Source organism: Azospirillum sp. A1-3 (genome assembly GCF_023806445.1).
Classification (GTDB): domain Bacteria; phylum Pseudomonadota; class Alphaproteobacteria; order Azospirillales; family Azospirillaceae; genus Azospirillum.
In genome coordinates this window covers 24127-39393 of sequence record NZ_JAMSLU010000003.1, presented here as the reverse complement: position 1 = coordinate 39393, position 15267 = coordinate 24127, and the positions used below count along the sequence as shown (strand labels likewise).

Here is a 15267-nt window from a genome sequence, read left to right as displayed (position 1 = left end):
GCTGCGTTGCAGTGCAGCGATGGCCGCCCGGCGTCAGCGGCCGGCGGTCTGGTTGCTGGCCTTCAGCGACAGGTATTTCAGCGTCAGCTTCGGCACATTCTCGATCACCCAGGAAGCCATCGCCTCCTCCTCGCGCAGCGAGGTCTGCAGCAGCGGCGTGGCGAAGGCGAAGTTGCCGGCGTCCGCCACCGTCAGCAGCGAGCGGTAGCTCGCCACCTCGAAATTCTCGAAGGCGTAGTTGGCGAAGGAGTTCTTGAGGATCTCGTCCTCGGCGAAGGTATGGCCGAGCGCGGCGAGATTGCCCATGATCGACAGGGCGGTGTCCTTGAGCCCGGAATGGCTTTCCTGCAGCTGGTCCAGGATCTGCTCGATGCGGGTGATCTGGGATTCGGTCTCGCCACGGTGCATGCGCAGATGGTCGGAGACTTCCGGATAATTCACGAGGCGGTCCAGCTGGCGGTCCATCAGGGCCAGCGCCTGCTGTTCCACCGCATGGGCGTTGCGCAGGCCGGTGACGAACAGCGCGCGCGTGAGATCCGCGGGATAGGCGGCCATGTGTGTGCTCCTGTGGTATCAACGCTCCGTTGAACGTCTGCCCGCACCAACAGCGGGACACCGTCTTCGACGCTTACCGCTTCCGGCATACTTCAAAGGGGCGGAGCTTCGGCCACCGGCGCCCGGCACCGGTGGGGAAGTGCCACGACCGGGACACGGACGCGCGGTTGCCGGACACGCGGTATCGCGGGGAAATGCTGGGCATGATCCGCATCCCCGCCAAAGGCGCCCCCGCAAGAGGCATCCCCGCCATGCCAGTCACCCTGCCCGGCTCCGTGGGCGCGGTGGTCGTCCTCATCCTCGCGTTGGCCGCCCTCGCCGGCTGGCGCCGGGCGGAGCCGGAGGACCTGACCGGCTGGCGCGCCGAACGGCTGGCGGCCTTCCAGGTCTGGCAGGCCGCCAACCCGGCCCGCGAGATCTGGGACCATCCCGACGCCCCGGTCCTGGTGGCGCTCCCCCCCGGCAGCTTTCTCCAGGGCTCGCCCGAATCGGAACAGGAGCGCTTTCCCGACGAACCGCTGCAACGGCCGGTGTCGATCCGGCACCCCGTCGCCATCGGCAAATACCCGGTGACCCGTGGTGAATATGCCCGATTCATCCAGGACAGCGGTTACAAGCCGCGGACGATCTGCCGCGGCTATGCCGGCGAGACGGAGCTGCTGCCGCGCTGGCATTTCTCCTGGCGCCGGCCGGGCTTCGACCAGACGAACCGGGACCCGGCGGTCTGCATCAGCTGGTACGACGCCAAGGCCTATGTGGACTGGCTCAGCCGGCGGACCGGCAAGCCCTACCGCCTGCCGACGGAGGCGGAGTGGGAATATGCGGCCCGCGCCGGCACCCGGACCGCCCGCTGGTGGGGCGACGATCCGGCCAAGGGGTGCGATGCGGCGAACGAGGCCGACCTGAGCGCCAAGGACCGCTTCACCGACTGGGAGGTGGCGAACTGCCGCGACGGCGCCCTGTTCACCGCGCCGGTCGGCAGCTATCGGCCCAACGGCTTCGGCCTCTACGACATGCTCGGCAATGTCTGGCAGTGGGTGGAGGGCTGCGCGACGGATGGCGGCGGGAAATGCCCGCAACGGGTGATGCGGGGCGGTTCGTGGCACAGCAATCCGCGCTATGTGCGATCGGCCGTCCGCCGGATCGACGGGGCGGAGATCGGCTATGCCGCCTACGGCATCCGGGTCGCACGCGATCCCTGAGGCCCCGCTCCGGCCCGTTCAGCCACGCAGGACGGCCAGCGCCGACAGCCCCTCCACCGCATGGTCGAGGAAGGCGCGAACCCGGCCGGGCATCAGCCGTGCCGTCGGCACCACGACATGGACGGGCAGCGGCGCCGGCTCGGTGTGCGGCATCAGGCGCACCAGGGTGCCGGCGGCGATATCGTCGGCCGCCTGATAGGACAGCGGCCGGGCGATGCCATGCCCGTCGCGGGCGGCCAGCAGCGCCGGCTCGATGTGGCTGACCGACAGGCGCGGGGTGACCCGGACCACCCGCTCCCGCCCATCGACCAGAAAGCGCCAGTCGGGCGGCCGGGGCCGGGCGGTCGACAGGATGATGTCGTGGCCGGCCAAATCCTCCGGAGTCGTCGGCGTGCCGCGCCGCGCCAGATAGGCGGGGCCGGCAACCAGATATCGCCCGACCTGCCCGACCCGCCGGGCGACGAGGCCGGAATCGGGCAAGGGGCCGATGCGGATCGCCACGTCCAGCTCCTCCTCGATCAGGTCGAGGTTGCCGTCGGACAGCACCAGCTCGACCCGGATGTCAGGGAAGGCGCGCATGAAGTCGAGGACCAGCGGCGTCACATGCTTGCACCCGAACATCACCGGCGCGGTGACGCGCAGCCGCCCGCGCAGCGGCCGGTCGGTGCCGGTGGCGGCCAGCGCCTCGTCATAATCGGCGAGAAGCCGGCGCGCCTGCTCGGCCAGCCGCCGGCCGGCGTCGGTGGGCGCGAGGTTGCGGGTGGTCCGCTCGATCAGTCGCAGGCCCAGCCGCTCCTCCAGTCCCGACAGCGCGCGGGTGACGGCAGGGGCGGACCGCCGCAGCCGCTTGGCCGCGCCGGCAAGGCTGCCGGCCTCCAGGATCGCCACGAAGATCGCCAGTTCGTCCAGCCGGTCCACAATTCTTCCGATTTCTGAAAGAGTCCCTTTTGATGAAAGCGCATTCCTGCCGACACGCGCAAGTGGTTGGGTGTGGGTATCCGCGAAACAGACATCGAGGGGACCTGTCCGATGAGCACCACCACCGAGCCCGCCATCACGCTCTACGGCACGCCGCTGTCAGGGCACACCCATCGGGTGGAAGCCTTTCTGAACATCCTCGGCCTGCCTTACCGCTATGTCGAGGCCGGCGCCGAGTTGCGGCGGTCGGAGAGCTTCCTCGCCTTGAACCCATTCGGGCAGATCCCGGTGCTGGTCGACGGCGACCTCGTGCTGCCGGACTCCGTCGCCATTCTGGGCTATCTCGCCGACCGCTACGACGCCTCCGGCCTGTGGAACCCGAAGGCGCCGGAGGACGCGGCGCAGGTGCAGCGCTGGCTGTCGATCGCGGCCGGCGATCTGCGCTTCGGGCCGGCGCTGGCGCGCATCCTGACGCTGTGGGGCGGAGCCGCTTCGCTGACCGACGCGCAGGCGGTCGCCGGGCGCGTCCTGCGCTTCATGGACGGTCATCTGGCAAGCCGCGAGTGGCTGGCGGCGGAGCGGCCGACCATCGCCGACATCGCCTGCTACGCCTATGTCGCCCGCGCGCCGGAAGGCCACATCCCGCTCGGTCCCTATCCGGCGGTCCGCCGCTGGCTGGAGCGGGTGGAGGCGATCCCGGCACTGACACCGATGCCCCAAAGCGAGATTCCGGGCGAGATTCCGCAACCCGCCTGAACGTTTTCCCTCTTGATGGCAGGAGCACGGCCATGGACCAGGACCGCATCCCCGACCCCTTCCATCCCGGCGAGCGGGAGGCGCAGGCGCGGGCCGGGTTCCGCGTGCCGTCAGCGCCGATCCGCGACCGGCTGATCCCCCAGCATCAGCAGTTCTTTCCGCTGCTGCCCTGGCTGCTGGTCGCCGCGCGTGACGAGGCCGGCGATCCGGCGGCCGGGGTGCTGACCGGCGCCCCCGGCTTCGTCACCGCCGCCGACCCGCAGACGCTGTGGGTGCGGCCCGACCATGGCGCGTGGCAGCCCTGGCCGGCCGGACCGGCGGTGGGAGAACCGGTGGCGGCGCTGGGTATCGACCCGGCCACCCGGCGACGCAACCGGGTGAACGGCCGGGTGGCGGCGCGCGACGGGCTGGCCTTCGCCATGGCGGTGGAGGAGAGCTTCGGCAACTGCCCGCAATACATCCATGTCCGCCGGGCGGAGGAGGAGGCCCCCTCCCCCGCCGGAGCCGTGGAAACGCTGGCCGGGCTGGACAGTGAGGCGCGGCGGCTGATCGGTGCGGCCGACACCGCCTTCGTCGCCTCAGCCTCGTCGGCGGGGCGTGACGGCCGGCTGGATTTGTCGCACCGGGGCGGGCCGGCGGGTTTCATCCGGATCGACGGCGACCGGCTGATCGTGCCGGATTACGCCGGCAACCGCTATTTCAACACGCTGGGCAATATGCTGCTGAACCCCCGCGCCGGGCTGCTGCTGGTCGATGTCGCCGGCGGCGACGTGCTGCACCTGACCGGGGCGGTCGCCATTGATTGGGAGCCCGACCCTGCCCTGCCCAACGCCCAACGAAGCTGGAGCCTGCAGGTGGAGCGCGGATGGCGGCGGAAGGCGGCGATCCCGCTGCGCTGGAAGGAACCGGGAGAACGTATCGGGGTACCGTGACGCATGGGTCACACGACCGTCGCCAAGTGTCCGGATCTGTGCTTCGATGACGGTTCCATGACACTTGATGGATGGGTGTGTCGATGCGCAATTCCGCCTGTTCCGGGCGCTGGTCGCTGCTGTCCGGTGCGGTTGTCCTATCCCTTCTCGCCGGCCCCGCCCTGGCGGCTGATCCGGCGCCAAATGGCTCGGCTTCCCAAGGCCCGGTGCCGCAGAGCGACCTGCTGAACGCCGAACTGTGGATGCAGCGGTCGGTCGAGTACAAGGCCAACGCGCTGGCGGTCTACGCGCTGGGCAAGGTCCAGCTGGACAAGGCGCTGGCCGACAAGAACTGGACCGCGGCGACCGAGCAGACCGGCAATTACCAGGACCTGCCGCCGGCCGTGGTGCTGGACCTGGACGAAACGGCGATGGACAACTCCGCCTATCAGACCGGTCTGGTGACCAGCGGCACCGACTTCTCGCCCAAGACCTGGGACGCCTGGGTGAAGGCGGAGAAGGCGACGGCGGTGCCGGGTGCGGTGGAGTTCACCCAATATGCCGAGTCGAAGGGCGTCAAGGTCTTCTACGTCACCAACCGCAGCGCCGATCAGGAGGAGCCGACCCGCCGCAACGCGCAGGCGCTGGGCTTCCCGATGGGCGGGAACGTCGATACCTTCCTGATGTCGAAGGAAAAGCAGGAGTGGGGTTCGGCGAAGAGCGCACGCCGCGCCTACATCGCCAAGGATTATAGGATCGTCCTGCTGTTCGGCGACAATTTCAACGACTTCACCGACGCCGCCAACGGCAGCGAGGCGGAGCGGATGAAGGCCTATGAGACGGTGAAGGAGCATTTCGGGCGCGACTGGCTGATGCTGGCCAATCCCGGATACGGCTCGTTCGAGAGCGCGCCCTATGGGCATAATTTCAAACTGTCGGCGGACGAGAAGCGGGCCAAGAAGATCGGCGCGCTGGAACCCTGGGTGGTACCGGCCCAGTAAGGGTGTGACGGTCGTGCGCCAGATTTAAAAGATCAGGCGCACCGCCTGCACGATCACCACCCAGGGCGCGCCGATCATCACGGTCCACACCGCCAGTCGCGGCAGACCGCTCATCTTGCGGACCTTCGGTTCGGCGGAGGGGGTGGCTTCGAACGACGCGGCGTTGTAGATCGACATGGCCTGCTGCTCCATGAGCAAGATGACGGTGAGGACATCTTGCGGTTTCGATCCTTAACGACCATTAAAGAGCGCCGCCTGCGAAGTCGATATTTGCGAATTACCTCGACAGCCGAAATATACCCCGAAATTGCGCGGCGTCGTGGGGTGGAAGACCACCACGACGCCGCGAAACAGGGGATTACGGCTTCGCGACGTGCCAGACATTGTTCACGCCGTCACCCGTGGCGTCGCCGGGCTTCATGTCCTTGGCCCAGGTGTAGAGCGGCTTGCCGTTGTAGGCCCACTGGTGGCTGCCGTCGTCGCGGGTGACCACCGTGTATTTGCCCATCGGCTTGGCGGAGGCGGGAGCCATCAGCGGCGGCCAGTTGGTCGCGCAAGGTCCGTTGCAGGCCGACTTGCCGGCGCTGTCCTTGTCGAAGACGTAGAGCGTCATGCCCTTCGCGTCGGTCAGGACGGGTCCCATCGCGGTCTTGCCCATCATGGCCGGCTCTTTTTCCTGGGCGAAGGCGGGCGCGCCGAACAGCACGGCTCCCAGGCCGATGGCGGCGGCGGTGACACGGAGTGCGGACGTCATTCTGCGGTTCCTCCCCAAAACCGGCCCGCCGGAAGACGGACCCGATGGAGGAAGGACGCACCCGGAGGCGCGGTTATTCCGTAAGCATCATTCCGCAGGCATCACACCGTCAGGTATTTGCGAACCTCCTGCTCGTCGAGGCCGCTGCGCGGGCCGGACAGCATCACCTCGCCGCGTTCCATCACCACCCAGTCGTCGGCAAGGTCGCGGGCGAAGTCGAAATACTGCTCCACCAGCAGGATCGCCATGGTGCCCTTGTCGCGCAGGTAGGAGATGGCGCGGCCGATGTCCTTGATGATGGAGGGCTGGATGCCCTCGGTCGGCTCGTCCAGCACCAGCAGGCGCGGCCGGGTCACCAGGGCGCGGCCGATGGCGAGCTGCTGCTGCTGGCCGCCCGACAAATCGCCGCCGCGGCGCTCCAGCATGGATTTCAGCACCGGGAACAGCTCGAACACCTCGTCGGGGATGGAGCGCTGGGCGCGCGGCAGCGGGGCGTAGCCGGTCAGCAGGTTTTCCCGCACGGTCAGCAGCGGGAAGATCTCGCGCCCCTGCGGGACATAGGCGATGCCGCGGCGCGCCCGGTCGGCGGGCGCCATCTTGGTCACGTCGGCGCCGTCCCAGCCGATGGAGCCGCCCGACACCGGCTTCAGCCCAACGATGGCACGCAGCAGGCTGGATTTGCCGACGCCGTTGCGGCCGACCAGACAGGTGACCTTGCCGATTTCGGCCTTCATGGAAACGCTGCGCAGGGCCTGTGCGGCGCCGTAATGCAGATCGAGAGAGCGAACGTCCAGCATCATGGGATCTCCCGTCAGCGGCCGAGATAGGTGTCGATGACCTGTTGGTTGGCGCTGACCACGTCCAGCGAGCCTTCGGCCAGGACGGAGCCTTCCGCCAGAACCGTGACCTTGACGCCGAGCGCGCGGACGAAGCTCATGTCATGCTCCACCACGATCACCGAATGCTTGCCGGCGATGCTGCACAGCAGTTCGGCGGTCTGTTCGGTTTCGGCATCGGTCATACCGGCCACCGGCTCGTCGACCAGCAGGAGTTTGGGGTCCTGGGCCAGCAGCATGCCGATCTCCAGCCACTGCTTCTGCCCGTGCGACAGGCTTCCGGCCTGACGGTTGCGCAGGGCCGACAGGCGGGTGATGTCGAGGATCTCCTCGATGCGGGACCGGTCGTCGCGGCTGATGGCGTAGGTCAGCGTCTTCAGCGGCCGGCGCGGCGCCTTCAGCGCCAGTTCGAGGTTGTCCCACACACTGTGCGGTTCGAAGACGGTCGGGCGCTGGAACTTGCGGCCGATGCCGAGATTGGCGATCGCCGCCTCGCGCAGGCGGGTCAGGTCGGTGCCGCCTTCGAACAGGATGGTGCCGGTGTCTGGGCGGGTCTTGCCGGTGATGACGTCCATCATCGTCGTCTTGCCGGCGCCGTTCGGGCCGATGATCGCCCGCATCTCGCCCGGCATCATCACCAGCGACAGGCTGTTCAGCGCCTTGAAGCCGTCGAAGCTGACCGACACGCCGTCGAGATAGAGAAGGGTCGATTCCGCGCTCATGGGTCAGGCTCCCTTCTGGTCGGCGGGGTGGGCATTGGGAAGGGGCGAGGTCTTGTTGCGGCCGGGCAGTTTGGCCTTCAGCTGCGCGCCCAGCCCCAGCAGGCCCTTGGGCAGGAACAGGGTGACCGCCACGAACAGGCCGCCCAGCGCGAACAGCCACAGCTCCGGTAGGGCGCCGGTGAAATAGCTCTTGCCCATGTTGACCAGCACCGCGCCGAGGATGCCGCCGGCCAGCGTGCCGCGCCCGCCGACGGCGACCCAGATCACCGCCTCGATCGAGCTGGCCGGGGCGAATTCAGACGGGTTGATGATGCCGACCTGCGGGACATAGAGGGCGCCGGCGACGCCGGCCATGCAGGCCGACAGGGTCCAGGCGAACAGCTTGTAGCTTTCGGTGTCGTAGCCCATGAAGCGGACGCGGCTTTCGGCGTCGCGCAGCGCCACCAGCACCTTGCCCAGCTTCGAGCCGATGACGCCGGACGCGATCATGTAGGAGAGCGCCAGGGCGGCCACCGTCGCCACGAACAGGGCGACGCGGGTGGTGTCGGCCTGGATGTCGTAGCCGAGGATGTCCTTGAAGTCGGTCAGGCCGTTGTTGCCGCCGAAGCCCATGTCGTTACGGAAGAAGGCCAGCAGCAGGGCGAAAGTCAGCGCCTGGGTGATGATCGACAGGTAGACGCCGGTGACGCGGCTGCGGAAGGCGAACCAGCCGAAGGCGAAGGCCAGCGCCCCCGGCACCACCAGCACCATGATGGCGGCGAACCAGAACTGGTCGAAGCCGAGCCAATACCAGGGCAGCTCCTTCCAGTTCAGGAAGACCATGAAGTCGGGCAGGACCGGGTTGCCATAGACGCCGCGCGGCCCGATCTGCCGCATCAGGTACATGCCCATGGCATAGCCGCCGAGCGCGAAGAAGGCGGCATGGCCGAGCGACAGGATGCCGCAATAGCCCCACACCAGATCAAGCGCCAGCGCCAGCAGCGCGAAGCACAGGTATTTGCCCAGCAACGAGACGGTGAAGACCGACAGGTGGAAGGGCGAGTCCGCCGGCACCCACAGCGTCATCACCGGGACCGCCACCGCCAGGATGGCGAGGATCGTCAGGACGATCCCGGCCTTGCGGTCCAGCCCCATCAGGAAAAAGCGCAGCAGCATCGGATCAGGCCTCCACCGCGCGGCCCTTCAGCGCGAACAGACCGCGCGGACGCCGTTGGATGAACAGGATGATGAAGATCAGCACCAGGATCTTGCCCAGCACCGCACCGGCATAGGGTTCGAGGAACTTGTTGATGGAGCCCAGCGTCAGCGCGCCGACAAGCGTGCCCCACAAATTGCCCACCCCGCCGAACACCACGACCATGAAGCTGTCGATGATGTAGCCCTGGCCCAGGTTCGGGCTGACATTGTCGATCTGGCTCAGCGCCACCCCGGCCAGCCCGGCGATGCCGGAGCCGAGGCCGAAGGTCAGCGCATCCACCCGCGCAGTGCGGATGCCCATGGCGTTGGCCATCGGCCGGTTCTGCGTCACCGCCCGGATCGACAGGCCGAACCAGGTGCGCTTCAGCGCCACCAGCAATGCCGCGAAGACGGCGAAGGCGAAGATGACGATCCACAGCCGGCCATAGGTGATGGTCAGGCCGCCCAGTTCGAAGGCGCCGGACATCCAGCTCGGCGCGCCCACCTCGCGGTTGGTCGGGCCGAAGATGGAGCGCACCGCCTGCTGGAGTGCCAGCGACAGGCCCCAGGTGGCGAGCAGCGTTTCCAGCGGACGGCCGTAGAGCCAGCGGATCACGCTGCGCTCGATGATGATGCCGACGCCGCCCGACACGAGGAAGGCGGCGGGCAGCGCCACCAGGATCGACAGGTCGAACAGGCCGGGGGCATGGGCGCGGAAGAACTCCTGCACCAGGAAGGTGGTGTAGGCGCCGATCATCACCATCTCGCCATGGGCCATGTTGATGACGCCCATCACGCCGAAGGTGACGGCGAGGCCGATGGCGGCCAGCAGCAGCACCGAGCCCAGCGACAGCCCGTACCAGAGATTCTGCAGCGCCGCCCAGAAGGCCAGCTTCTGTTCCAGGGTGGAGACGGCGGCGGCGGCCGAGCGTTTGGTGACATCGGACGCACCGGAGCCGGCGACCATGTTCAGCAGGACCAGCGCGTCGCGGTCGCCGCGGGCGGCCAGCGTGTCGGTCGCCGACTGGATTTCGGCATCGCTCATCTTCGACGCGGCCTCGCCGGTCAGCAGGATGGCGGCGCGCGCCTGCTCCATGGCGGCGCGCACGGCCTTGTCCTGCTCCTTGGCGAGGGCGGCGGTCAGCGTCTCCAGTGCGGAGGCGTCGCGGCTCTTGAACACCGCATCGGCGGCGGAGCGGCGGACACCGGCATCGGGGCTCATCAGGGTGAGGGCACCCAGCGAGGCGCTGATGGCGCGGCGCAGCGAATTGTTGATGCGGATCTTCTCGACCGCGGCGGCCGGCGCATCGCCGAGCGCGGCGCGGGTCAGCGGGTCGGTCAGGGTGAAGGCGTCGCCGGCCTTGCGGGCGACGACCACGGTGCCGTCGGCCTTGCGCACATAGAGGTCGCCGGCCTGCAGCGCCTCGATCACCGGCACGGCGGCCGGGTCGCCGGCCTCCGACAATTGCGCCAGGGCCTTTTCGGTTCCGGAATAGCCGCCGCTGCCCAGGGCCTGGACAAGCGGGCGGAGATCGGCGGCGAGTGCGGCGGTCGATGTGGCGACCACCACACAGACGGCCATCAGCCAGCGGAGAGCGCGTCGCATCGCGGGTCCTTCGGTGCGGGGGGTGCTAACAATGCGAAACGCTTGCCCCCACCCCGGCCCTCCCCCGCTTCGCAAGGGAGGGAGAGATCCCCTCCCCCGCCCAGCGGGGGAGGGTTAGGGAGGGGGCAAGCGTCGCGACCACTCAAATCATGGGACGGACACCAGCCCTCACGACCCCTTGCCGCCGCACTTGCCGGTCTTCACGTTGAAGTTGCCGCAGGACATCGGCTTGCGCCAGTCGGCGATCAGGTCCTTGCTGTCCGGCAGATAGTCCGACCACTCGTCACCCGGGACGAGGCCCGAGGTCTTGGAGACGACGTCGAACTGGCCGTTCTCCTGCACTTCGCCGATCAACACCGGCTTGGTGATGTGGTGGTTCGGCAGCATCGCCGAATAGCCGCCGGTCAGGTTCGGGACCGACACGCCGACCATGGCGTCGATGACCTTGTCCGGCTCGGTGGTGCCGGCCGCCTCGACCGCCTTCACCCACATGTTGAAGCCGATATAGTGGGCTTCCATCGGGTCGTTGGTGACGCGCTTGTCGTTCTTGGTGTAGGCCTTCCACGACTTGATGAACTCGGCGTTGGCCGGGGTCTCGACCGACTGGAAGTAGTTCCAGGCGGCCAGATGGCCGAGCAGCGGCTTGGTGTCGATGCCGGCCAGCTCTTCCTCGCCGACCGAGAAGGCGACGACCGGGATGTCCTCGGCCTTCACGCCCTGGTTGCCCAGCTCCTTGTAGAAGGGAACGTTGGCGTCGCCGTTGATGGTGGAGACGACGGCGGTCTTCTTGCCGGCCGACCCGAACTTCTTGATGTCCGCCACGATCGACTGCCAGTCGGAATGACCGAACGGCGTGTAGTTGATCATGATGTCCTCGGGCTTGACGCCCTTGCCCTTCAGGTAGGCTTCGAGGATCTTGTTGGTCGTGCGCGGATAGACGTAGTCGGTGCCGGCCAGCACCCAGCGCTGGACCTTTTCCTTCTGCATCAGGTAGTCGACGGCCGGGATCGCCTGCTGGTTGGGCGCGGCGCCGGTGTAGAAGACGTTGCGGGAGGACTCCTCGCCCTCATACTGGACCGGGTAGAAGAGGATGTTGTTCAGCTCCTCGAACACCGGCAGAACCGACTTGCGGCTGACCGAGGTCCAGCAGCCGAACACGGCCGACACCTTGTCCTTGCTGATCAGTTCGCGCGCCTTTTCGGCGAACAGCGGCCAGTTGGAGGCCGGATCGACCACCACCGGCTCCAGCTTCTTGCCCAGCAGGCCGCCCTTCTTGTTCTGCTCGTCGATCAGCATCAGCATGACGTCCTTCAGCGTCGTCTCGCTGATCGCCATCGTGCCGGACAGGGAATGCAGGATGCCCACCTTGATGGTGTCGTCCGCCGCCTGGGCCGGCATCGCGAAGGACGCCATCGCGCCCATGGCCAGACCGGCCAGCGCGCTGATCCCGAAGCTGGACGTCAGTTGCTTGGTCCGCATGAAGTTGCCCCCTTCCTTTGGCGCCCCGGTTGCTCCGGGGCTTCGCCACATCGTCGGGGGAAAAGCTACCGCGCATGCGAAAGGCGGTATCTACGTCAAATGACACATACGGCCACGCCAGCGCCTCCATCGCCGTACCACCGGCGAAGGTTCGGAATAAAACCGCCGCCTCAGCGTCCAACTGCTGGATGAGCGCGTGTAACGGGGACAGCCGCCGGCGAGTGGGACGGCGATGCAAGGGAGCAACAGTGTGAACAGCAGAGCTGCCGACACCAAATGTCGCTTGCGGATCGTGGAAGGCTCATCGAAGGATACAGCGCTCGATCCTTTCCGTTCACGTTCCGGTCCCATCGCCATGCATGATCTCCGCCGCCCGATCTCCCGCCGCTCCGCCGCCTTCTGCCTGGTCGGCGGGCTGGTCGGCGTCGTCCTGAGCGGTCCGGCGCTGGCCGCAGCGGCGAAGGAGGCGGCGCACGCCGCCAAGCCGCCGCTGGTGGCCGGCTGGGCCACGGCGCTGGAGCAGCGCGCGCAGGAAATCCAGAACGCGCCCAAGGCGCCGGCAACCCGCGTCGGCTATGGCGCGGTGGTGAAGCTGGGCGACGGCGGCACGGTCGAGAGCGTCGCCCCGGCGATGGACGTGCCCCCTGCCGATGTCCAGGCGCAGGCCCCCACCCTGCCCGGCATCGCCCCGGTCGAGCCGGCGCCGCCGGTCGTCATCACCGTGCGCTCGCCGTTGGCCGATCGCGTCGGCAAGGTGTCGCGCCGTCTGATCGAGTTGGGCTATCTGCCCGCCGACAAATGGACCGACAGCTTCAACGAGGAAGTCGAGACCGCCGTGCGCGCCTTCCAACTCGCCGAGGGGCTGCAGCCCGACGGCAAGGTGGGCGAGGTGACGCGCCAGGCGCTGGACCGCACCCCGGCGCAGACCGTCGCGCTTCTGCGCCGCGCCGCCGCGGCGATGCGGGCGCAGCAGGCCTCCATCCCCGACACCACGGTGCTGGTCAACCTGCCCGGCCAGTCCGTCACCCTCATCGAGCATGGCCGCCCCGCCTTCACCATGCGGGCGGTGGTCGGCCGGCCGTCACGCAAGACGCCGCTGCTGCAGGACAAGATCACCAGCGTCACCATCAACCCGACCTGGACCGTCCCGCCGACGGTGCTGAGCGAGGACAAGCTGCCGGCCCTGCGCAAGAAGGGCACCACCGGCATCAAGAACGCCGCCGTCTATCTGGACGGATCGGAGGTGGTCAACACGCAGTCGGTCAACTGGTGGTCGGTCGATCCCGGCCGCGTGCGCATCGTCCAGAAGCCGGGCGACGACAACGCGCTGGGCCGCTTCCGCTTCAACCTGACCAACGGCGACGGCATCTTCCTGCACGGCACCAACGACCCCAGGCTGTTCAGCCGCGATCTGCGCGCCGCCAGCTCCGGCTGCGTGCGGCTGGAGGATGCCCGGATGATGGCGGAAACGCTGCTGGGTGCGGCCAAGGTGACGCCGGCCGTCATCAGCCAGCAGCTCGACACCGGGGAGACCAAGACGATCCGGTTGCCGAACGCCATCCCCGTGCGCTTCGTCTACTGGAACGCGTCGGTCGACACCTCCGGCGTGGTGCGCGTCCATCCCGACATCTACGAGGATCCGCCCACGCTGGCGACGCCGTCCGGCCAATCGGGATCGGCGGCTCCGGCCATGTCGGCAAATCCGGCGACAAATCCGGTGACGCCGGCTTCGACGCCGCGTCCGCTGTCGAAGCCGGCGCCGCTGCCGGTCCCGACCGCCCATGCGCCGACGCCGCTGTCCTCCGCCTCCACCCCCGCTCCGGCCAAGCCGCTGCCGGCACCGACCGGTATGTGAGGTCGGGATGCGGATCGCCCGGATCGACCATTTCGTGCTGACGGTCGCCTCCATCGAGGCGACCTGCGCCTTCTACCGCGATGTGCTGGGGATGGAGGTCGTCACCTTCGCCGGCGGTCGCCGCGCCCTGTCCTTCGGCGCGCAGAAGATCAACCTGCATGAGGTCGGGCGGGAGTTCGAACCGAAGGCCGCCCGCCCCACCGCCGGCAGCGGCGACTTCTGCCTGATCGCCGACACGCCGCTGGACGAAGTGATCGCCGAACTCAAGGCTCGCGGCATCACCATAGAGGAAGGCCCGGTGAGCCGCACGGGCGCCACCGGGCCGATCCGTTCCGTCTATGTCCGCGACCCCGACGACAATCTGGTCGAGATCGCCAATACCGTCTGAGGGCGTTGCTCCCTCCTCAGCGAGCCTGCAGCATCCCCACCGCACCGCGCGCGACCTCGTGCAGGTCGGCTTCGCCGCCGGACTGGACATGGGCGAACAGGCCGGCGCGCATGCGCGGATCCCAGAATTTGCGGATGTGGGTCGCCGTCTCCGTCACAGCCTCCTCATGGGGGTAGGTGGCGAAATGAACGGCGATCTGGTTCGCCATCCGGACCAGATCCTTGGCGTGGTTCGTGTGGCTCATCGGTGTCTCCGGAATGGGTTGGTATCAGCGGAACAGGATGACGGTGTCGCGGCGCGACAGCGCGCCCAGAGTCAGGTTGGCGTTGCGCGCCAGTTCCAGCGCCAGCGCCGTCGGGGCCGAGATGGTCGCCAGCAGCGGGATGCCCACCGCGGCGGTCTTCTGCACCAGTTCGAAGCTGCAGCGGCTGGTCATCACCACGAAGCCGCCGGCCGGGTCGGCACCAGAACCGGCGATGGCGCCGATCAGCTTGTCCAGCGCGTTGTGGCGGCCGACATCCTCGCGGGCCAAGCGGATGCTGCCGTCGGGCGCACACCATGCCGCGGCATGGACCGAGCGGTTGGCCCGATTCATCGGCTGGTGATCCGGCAGGGCGCGGAAGGCCGCGGCCACGGCGGCCGGGTCAACCTCCAGCGCGGTTTCGATCTTGCGGGGCTCCCGAACGGCGTGGACAAGACTGTCCACGCCGCACAGGCCACAGCCGCTCCGCCCCTCCATGGAGCGGCTGCGCAGGCTTCCGCGCAGGAGACGCAACGGGTCGACCGTCAGGTTGACGACGAAGCCCAGCGGCGTTTCCCGCACGGCTATTTTCTCGATATCGGCGGCGGTCCCGATGATCTCCTCGGCAAGGCTGAAGCCCAGCGCGAAGTCTTCCAGGTCGGCGGGGGTCGCCATCATCACGGCATGGGAGCGGCCGTTATATTCGAAAGCGACCGCGGTTTCCTCCGGCACCTGCCATTCGACGTCCGCCCCCTCCTCCACCCCGACACCGGCGGCAAAGCCGGTGCCGGTGACGGCGATGGAGCACATGAGGCTGTCGTCAGGACGGATGGAACCCGAAGGCATCGCAGTCATGCTTCCCACTCC

Annotated in this window: 17 protein-coding genes; 6 read left to right on the top strand and 11 right to left on the bottom strand. The window is 68.2% G+C overall.

Going from position 1 to position 15267, the window contains the following annotated elements; translation table 11 throughout:
- Nucleotides 1–33: 33 nt before the first annotated feature.
- On the bottom strand, nucleotides 34–555 hold the full coding sequence (locus M5E06_RS18135; RefSeq protein WP_109152357.1) for a ferritin-like domain-containing protein: 522 nt from the start codon (nucleotides 553–555) through the stop codon (nucleotides 34–36).
- A gap of 251 nt (nucleotides 556–806) precedes the next feature.
- On the opposite strand from M5E06_RS18135, the gene M5E06_RS18130 reads away from it, so the two are divergent.
- Nucleotides 807–1757 carry a formylglycine-generating enzyme family protein gene (locus M5E06_RS18130; protein WP_252139399.1) on the top strand — a complete coding sequence of 317 codons (951 nt, stop codon included), beginning with the start codon at nucleotides 807–809 and terminating at the stop codon, nucleotides 1755–1757.
- Nucleotides 1758–1775: 18 nt separating this feature from the next.
- Here the strand turns inward: M5E06_RS18130 and M5E06_RS18125 are convergent, their stop codons facing one another.
- Nucleotides 1776–2675, bottom strand: a complete 900-nt coding sequence (locus M5E06_RS18125; protein WP_252139398.1) for a LysR family transcriptional regulator — start codon at nucleotides 2673–2675, stop codon at nucleotides 1776–1778.
- A gap of 111 nt (nucleotides 2676–2786) precedes the next feature.
- Between M5E06_RS18125 and M5E06_RS18120 the strand changes: the two genes are divergently transcribed.
- From M5E06_RS18120 to M5E06_RS18110, 3 genes are all read left to right on the top strand, one after another.
- Nucleotides 2787–3431 (top strand): glutathione S-transferase family protein, encoded by a 645-nt coding sequence (locus M5E06_RS18120; protein WP_252139397.1) that lies wholly within the window; start codon nucleotides 2787–2789, stop codon nucleotides 3429–3431.
- 32 nt (nucleotides 3432–3463) lie between these two features.
- Nucleotides 3464–4363, top strand: coding sequence for a pyridoxamine 5'-phosphate oxidase family protein (locus M5E06_RS18115; protein ID WP_252139396.1), 900 nt, complete (start codon nucleotides 3464–3466; stop codon nucleotides 4361–4363).
- Nucleotides 4364–4446: 83 nt separating this feature from the next.
- Nucleotides 4447–5343, top strand: a complete 897-nt coding sequence (locus tag M5E06_RS18110) for a 5'-nucleotidase, lipoprotein e(P4) family (protein WP_252139395.1) — start codon at nucleotides 4447–4449, stop codon at nucleotides 5341–5343.
- A 24-nt stretch (nucleotides 5344–5367) separates the two neighbouring features.
- Here the strand turns inward: M5E06_RS18110 and M5E06_RS18105 are convergent, their stop codons facing one another.
- The 7 genes from M5E06_RS18105 to urtA all read right to left on the bottom strand — a co-directional run bounded on the left by M5E06_RS18105 (nucleotide 5368) and on the right by urtA (nucleotide 11916).
- Nucleotides 5368–5520 carry a hypothetical protein gene (locus M5E06_RS18105; RefSeq protein WP_199230908.1) on the bottom strand — a complete coding sequence of 51 codons (153 nt, stop codon included), beginning with the start codon at nucleotides 5518–5520 and terminating at the stop codon, nucleotides 5368–5370.
- A gap of 181 nt (nucleotides 5521–5701) precedes the next feature.
- Nucleotides 5702–6097 carry a COG4315 family predicted lipoprotein gene (locus M5E06_RS18100; protein WP_252139394.1) on the bottom strand — a complete coding sequence of 132 codons (396 nt, stop codon included), beginning with the start codon at nucleotides 6095–6097 and terminating at the stop codon, nucleotides 5702–5704.
- A 101-nt stretch (nucleotides 6098–6198) separates the two neighbouring features.
- Nucleotides 6199–6894 carry an urea ABC transporter ATP-binding subunit UrtE gene (gene urtE / locus M5E06_RS18095; protein WP_109048892.1) on the bottom strand — a complete coding sequence of 232 codons (696 nt, stop codon included), beginning with the start codon at nucleotides 6892–6894 and terminating at the stop codon, nucleotides 6199–6201.
- A gap of 14 nt (nucleotides 6895–6908) precedes the next feature.
- Nucleotides 6909–7655, bottom strand: coding sequence for an urea ABC transporter ATP-binding protein UrtD (gene urtD, locus M5E06_RS18090; RefSeq protein WP_252139393.1), 747 nt, complete (start codon nucleotides 7653–7655; stop codon nucleotides 6909–6911).
- Nucleotides 7656–7658: 3 nt separating this feature from the next.
- Nucleotides 7659–8810 (bottom strand): urea ABC transporter permease subunit UrtC, encoded by a 1152-nt coding sequence (gene urtC, locus M5E06_RS18085; RefSeq protein ID WP_252139392.1) that lies wholly within the window; start codon nucleotides 8808–8810, stop codon nucleotides 7659–7661.
- 4 nt (nucleotides 8811–8814) lie between these two features.
- A complete protein-coding gene (urtB, locus tag M5E06_RS18080) occupies nucleotides 8815–10437 on the bottom strand; it encodes an urea ABC transporter permease subunit UrtB (protein ID WP_252139391.1) in 1623 nt (540 codons plus the stop codon).
- A gap of 168 nt (nucleotides 10438–10605) precedes the next feature.
- Complete coding sequence (gene urtA / locus M5E06_RS18075; protein WP_109152347.1) at nucleotides 10606–11916, bottom strand: urea ABC transporter substrate-binding protein; 1311 nt, start codon at nucleotides 11914–11916, stop codon at nucleotides 10606–10608.
- Between the two features lie 355 nt (nucleotides 11917–12271).
- Here urtA and M5E06_RS18070 point away from each other — a divergent pair, with 355 nt between their 5' ends.
- Together M5E06_RS18070 and M5E06_RS18065 are read left to right on the top strand one after the other, a co-directional pair.
- The gene (locus M5E06_RS18070; RefSeq protein WP_252139390.1) at nucleotides 12272–13771 is read left to right on the top strand and encodes a L,D-transpeptidase family protein; all 1500 of its coding nucleotides are present in this window, start codon (nucleotides 12272–12274) and stop codon (nucleotides 13769–13771) included.
- Nucleotides 13772–13778: 7 nt separating this feature from the next.
- Entirely contained in the window at nucleotides 13779–14159 is a 381-nt protein-coding gene (locus M5E06_RS18065) for a VOC family protein (protein ID WP_252139389.1), read from the top strand.
- A gap of 16 nt (nucleotides 14160–14175) precedes the next feature.
- On the opposite strand, the gene M5E06_RS18060 is transcribed toward M5E06_RS18065, so the two are convergent.
- Both M5E06_RS18060 and fdhD read right to left on the bottom strand, forming a co-directional pair.
- Nucleotides 14176–14403: a formate dehydrogenase subunit delta gene (locus M5E06_RS18060; RefSeq protein WP_109075155.1), complete on the bottom strand. Its 228-nt coding sequence runs from the start codon at nucleotides 14401–14403 to the stop codon at nucleotides 14176–14178.
- A gap of 24 nt (nucleotides 14404–14427) precedes the next feature.
- A complete protein-coding gene (gene fdhD, locus M5E06_RS18055; RefSeq protein WP_252139388.1) occupies nucleotides 14428–15255 on the bottom strand; it encodes a formate dehydrogenase accessory sulfurtransferase FdhD in 828 nt (275 codons plus the stop codon).
- Nucleotides 15256–15267 lie beyond the last annotated feature (12 nt).

Bases quoted from the DNA above. Each gene is read 5' to 3' on its own strand.
- M5E06_RS18135 (WP_109152357.1), bottom strand. From the start codon at position 555: ATGGCCGCCTATCCCGCGGATCTCACGCGCGCGCTGTTCGTCACCGGC.
- M5E06_RS18130 (WP_252139399.1), top strand. From the start codon at position 807: ATGCCAGTCACCCTGCCCGGCTCCGTGGGCGCGGTGGTCGTCCTCATC.
- M5E06_RS18120 (WP_252139397.1), top strand. From the start codon at position 2,787: ATGAGCACCACCACCGAGCCCGCCATCACGCTCTACGGCACGCCGCTG.
- M5E06_RS18115 (WP_252139396.1), top strand. From the start codon at position 3,464: ATGGACCAGGACCGCATCCCCGACCCCTTCCATCCCGGCGAGCGGGAG.
- M5E06_RS18110 (WP_252139395.1), top strand. From the start codon at position 4,447: ATGCGCAATTCCGCCTGTTCCGGGCGCTGGTCGCTGCTGTCCGGTGCG.
- M5E06_RS18105 (WP_199230908.1), bottom strand. From the start codon at position 5,520: ATGTCGATCTACAACGCCGCGTCGTTCGAAGCCACCCCCTCCGCCGAA.
- M5E06_RS18100 (WP_252139394.1), bottom strand. From the start codon at position 6,097: ATGACGTCCGCACTCCGTGTCACCGCCGCCGCCATCGGCCTGGGAGCC.
- urtE (WP_109048892.1), bottom strand. From the start codon at position 6,894: ATGCTGGACGTTCGCTCTCTCGATCTGCATTACGGCGCCGCACAGGCC.
- urtD (WP_252139393.1), bottom strand. From the start codon at position 7,655: ATGAGCGCGGAATCGACCCTTCTCTATCTCGACGGCGTGTCGGTCAGC.
- urtC (WP_252139392.1), bottom strand. From the start codon at position 8,810: ATGCTGCTGCGCTTTTTCCTGATGGGGCTGGACCGCAAGGCCGGGATC.
- urtB (WP_252139391.1), bottom strand. From the start codon at position 10,437: ATGCGACGCGCTCTCCGCTGGCTGATGGCCGTCTGTGTGGTGGTCGCC.
- urtA (WP_109152347.1), bottom strand. From the start codon at position 11,916: ATGCGGACCAAGCAACTGACGTCCAGCTTCGGGATCAGCGCGCTGGCC.
- M5E06_RS18070 (WP_252139390.1), top strand. From the start codon at position 12,272: ATGCATGATCTCCGCCGCCCGATCTCCCGCCGCTCCGCCGCCTTCTGC.
- M5E06_RS18065 (WP_252139389.1), top strand. From the start codon at position 13,779: ATGCGGATCGCCCGGATCGACCATTTCGTGCTGACGGTCGCCTCCATC.
- M5E06_RS18060 (WP_109075155.1), bottom strand. From the start codon at position 14,403: ATGAGCCACACGAACCACGCCAAGGATCTGGTCCGGATGGCGAACCAG.
- fdhD (WP_252139388.1), bottom strand. From the start codon at position 15,255: ATGACTGCGATGCCTTCGGGTTCCATCCGTCCTGACGACAGCCTCATG.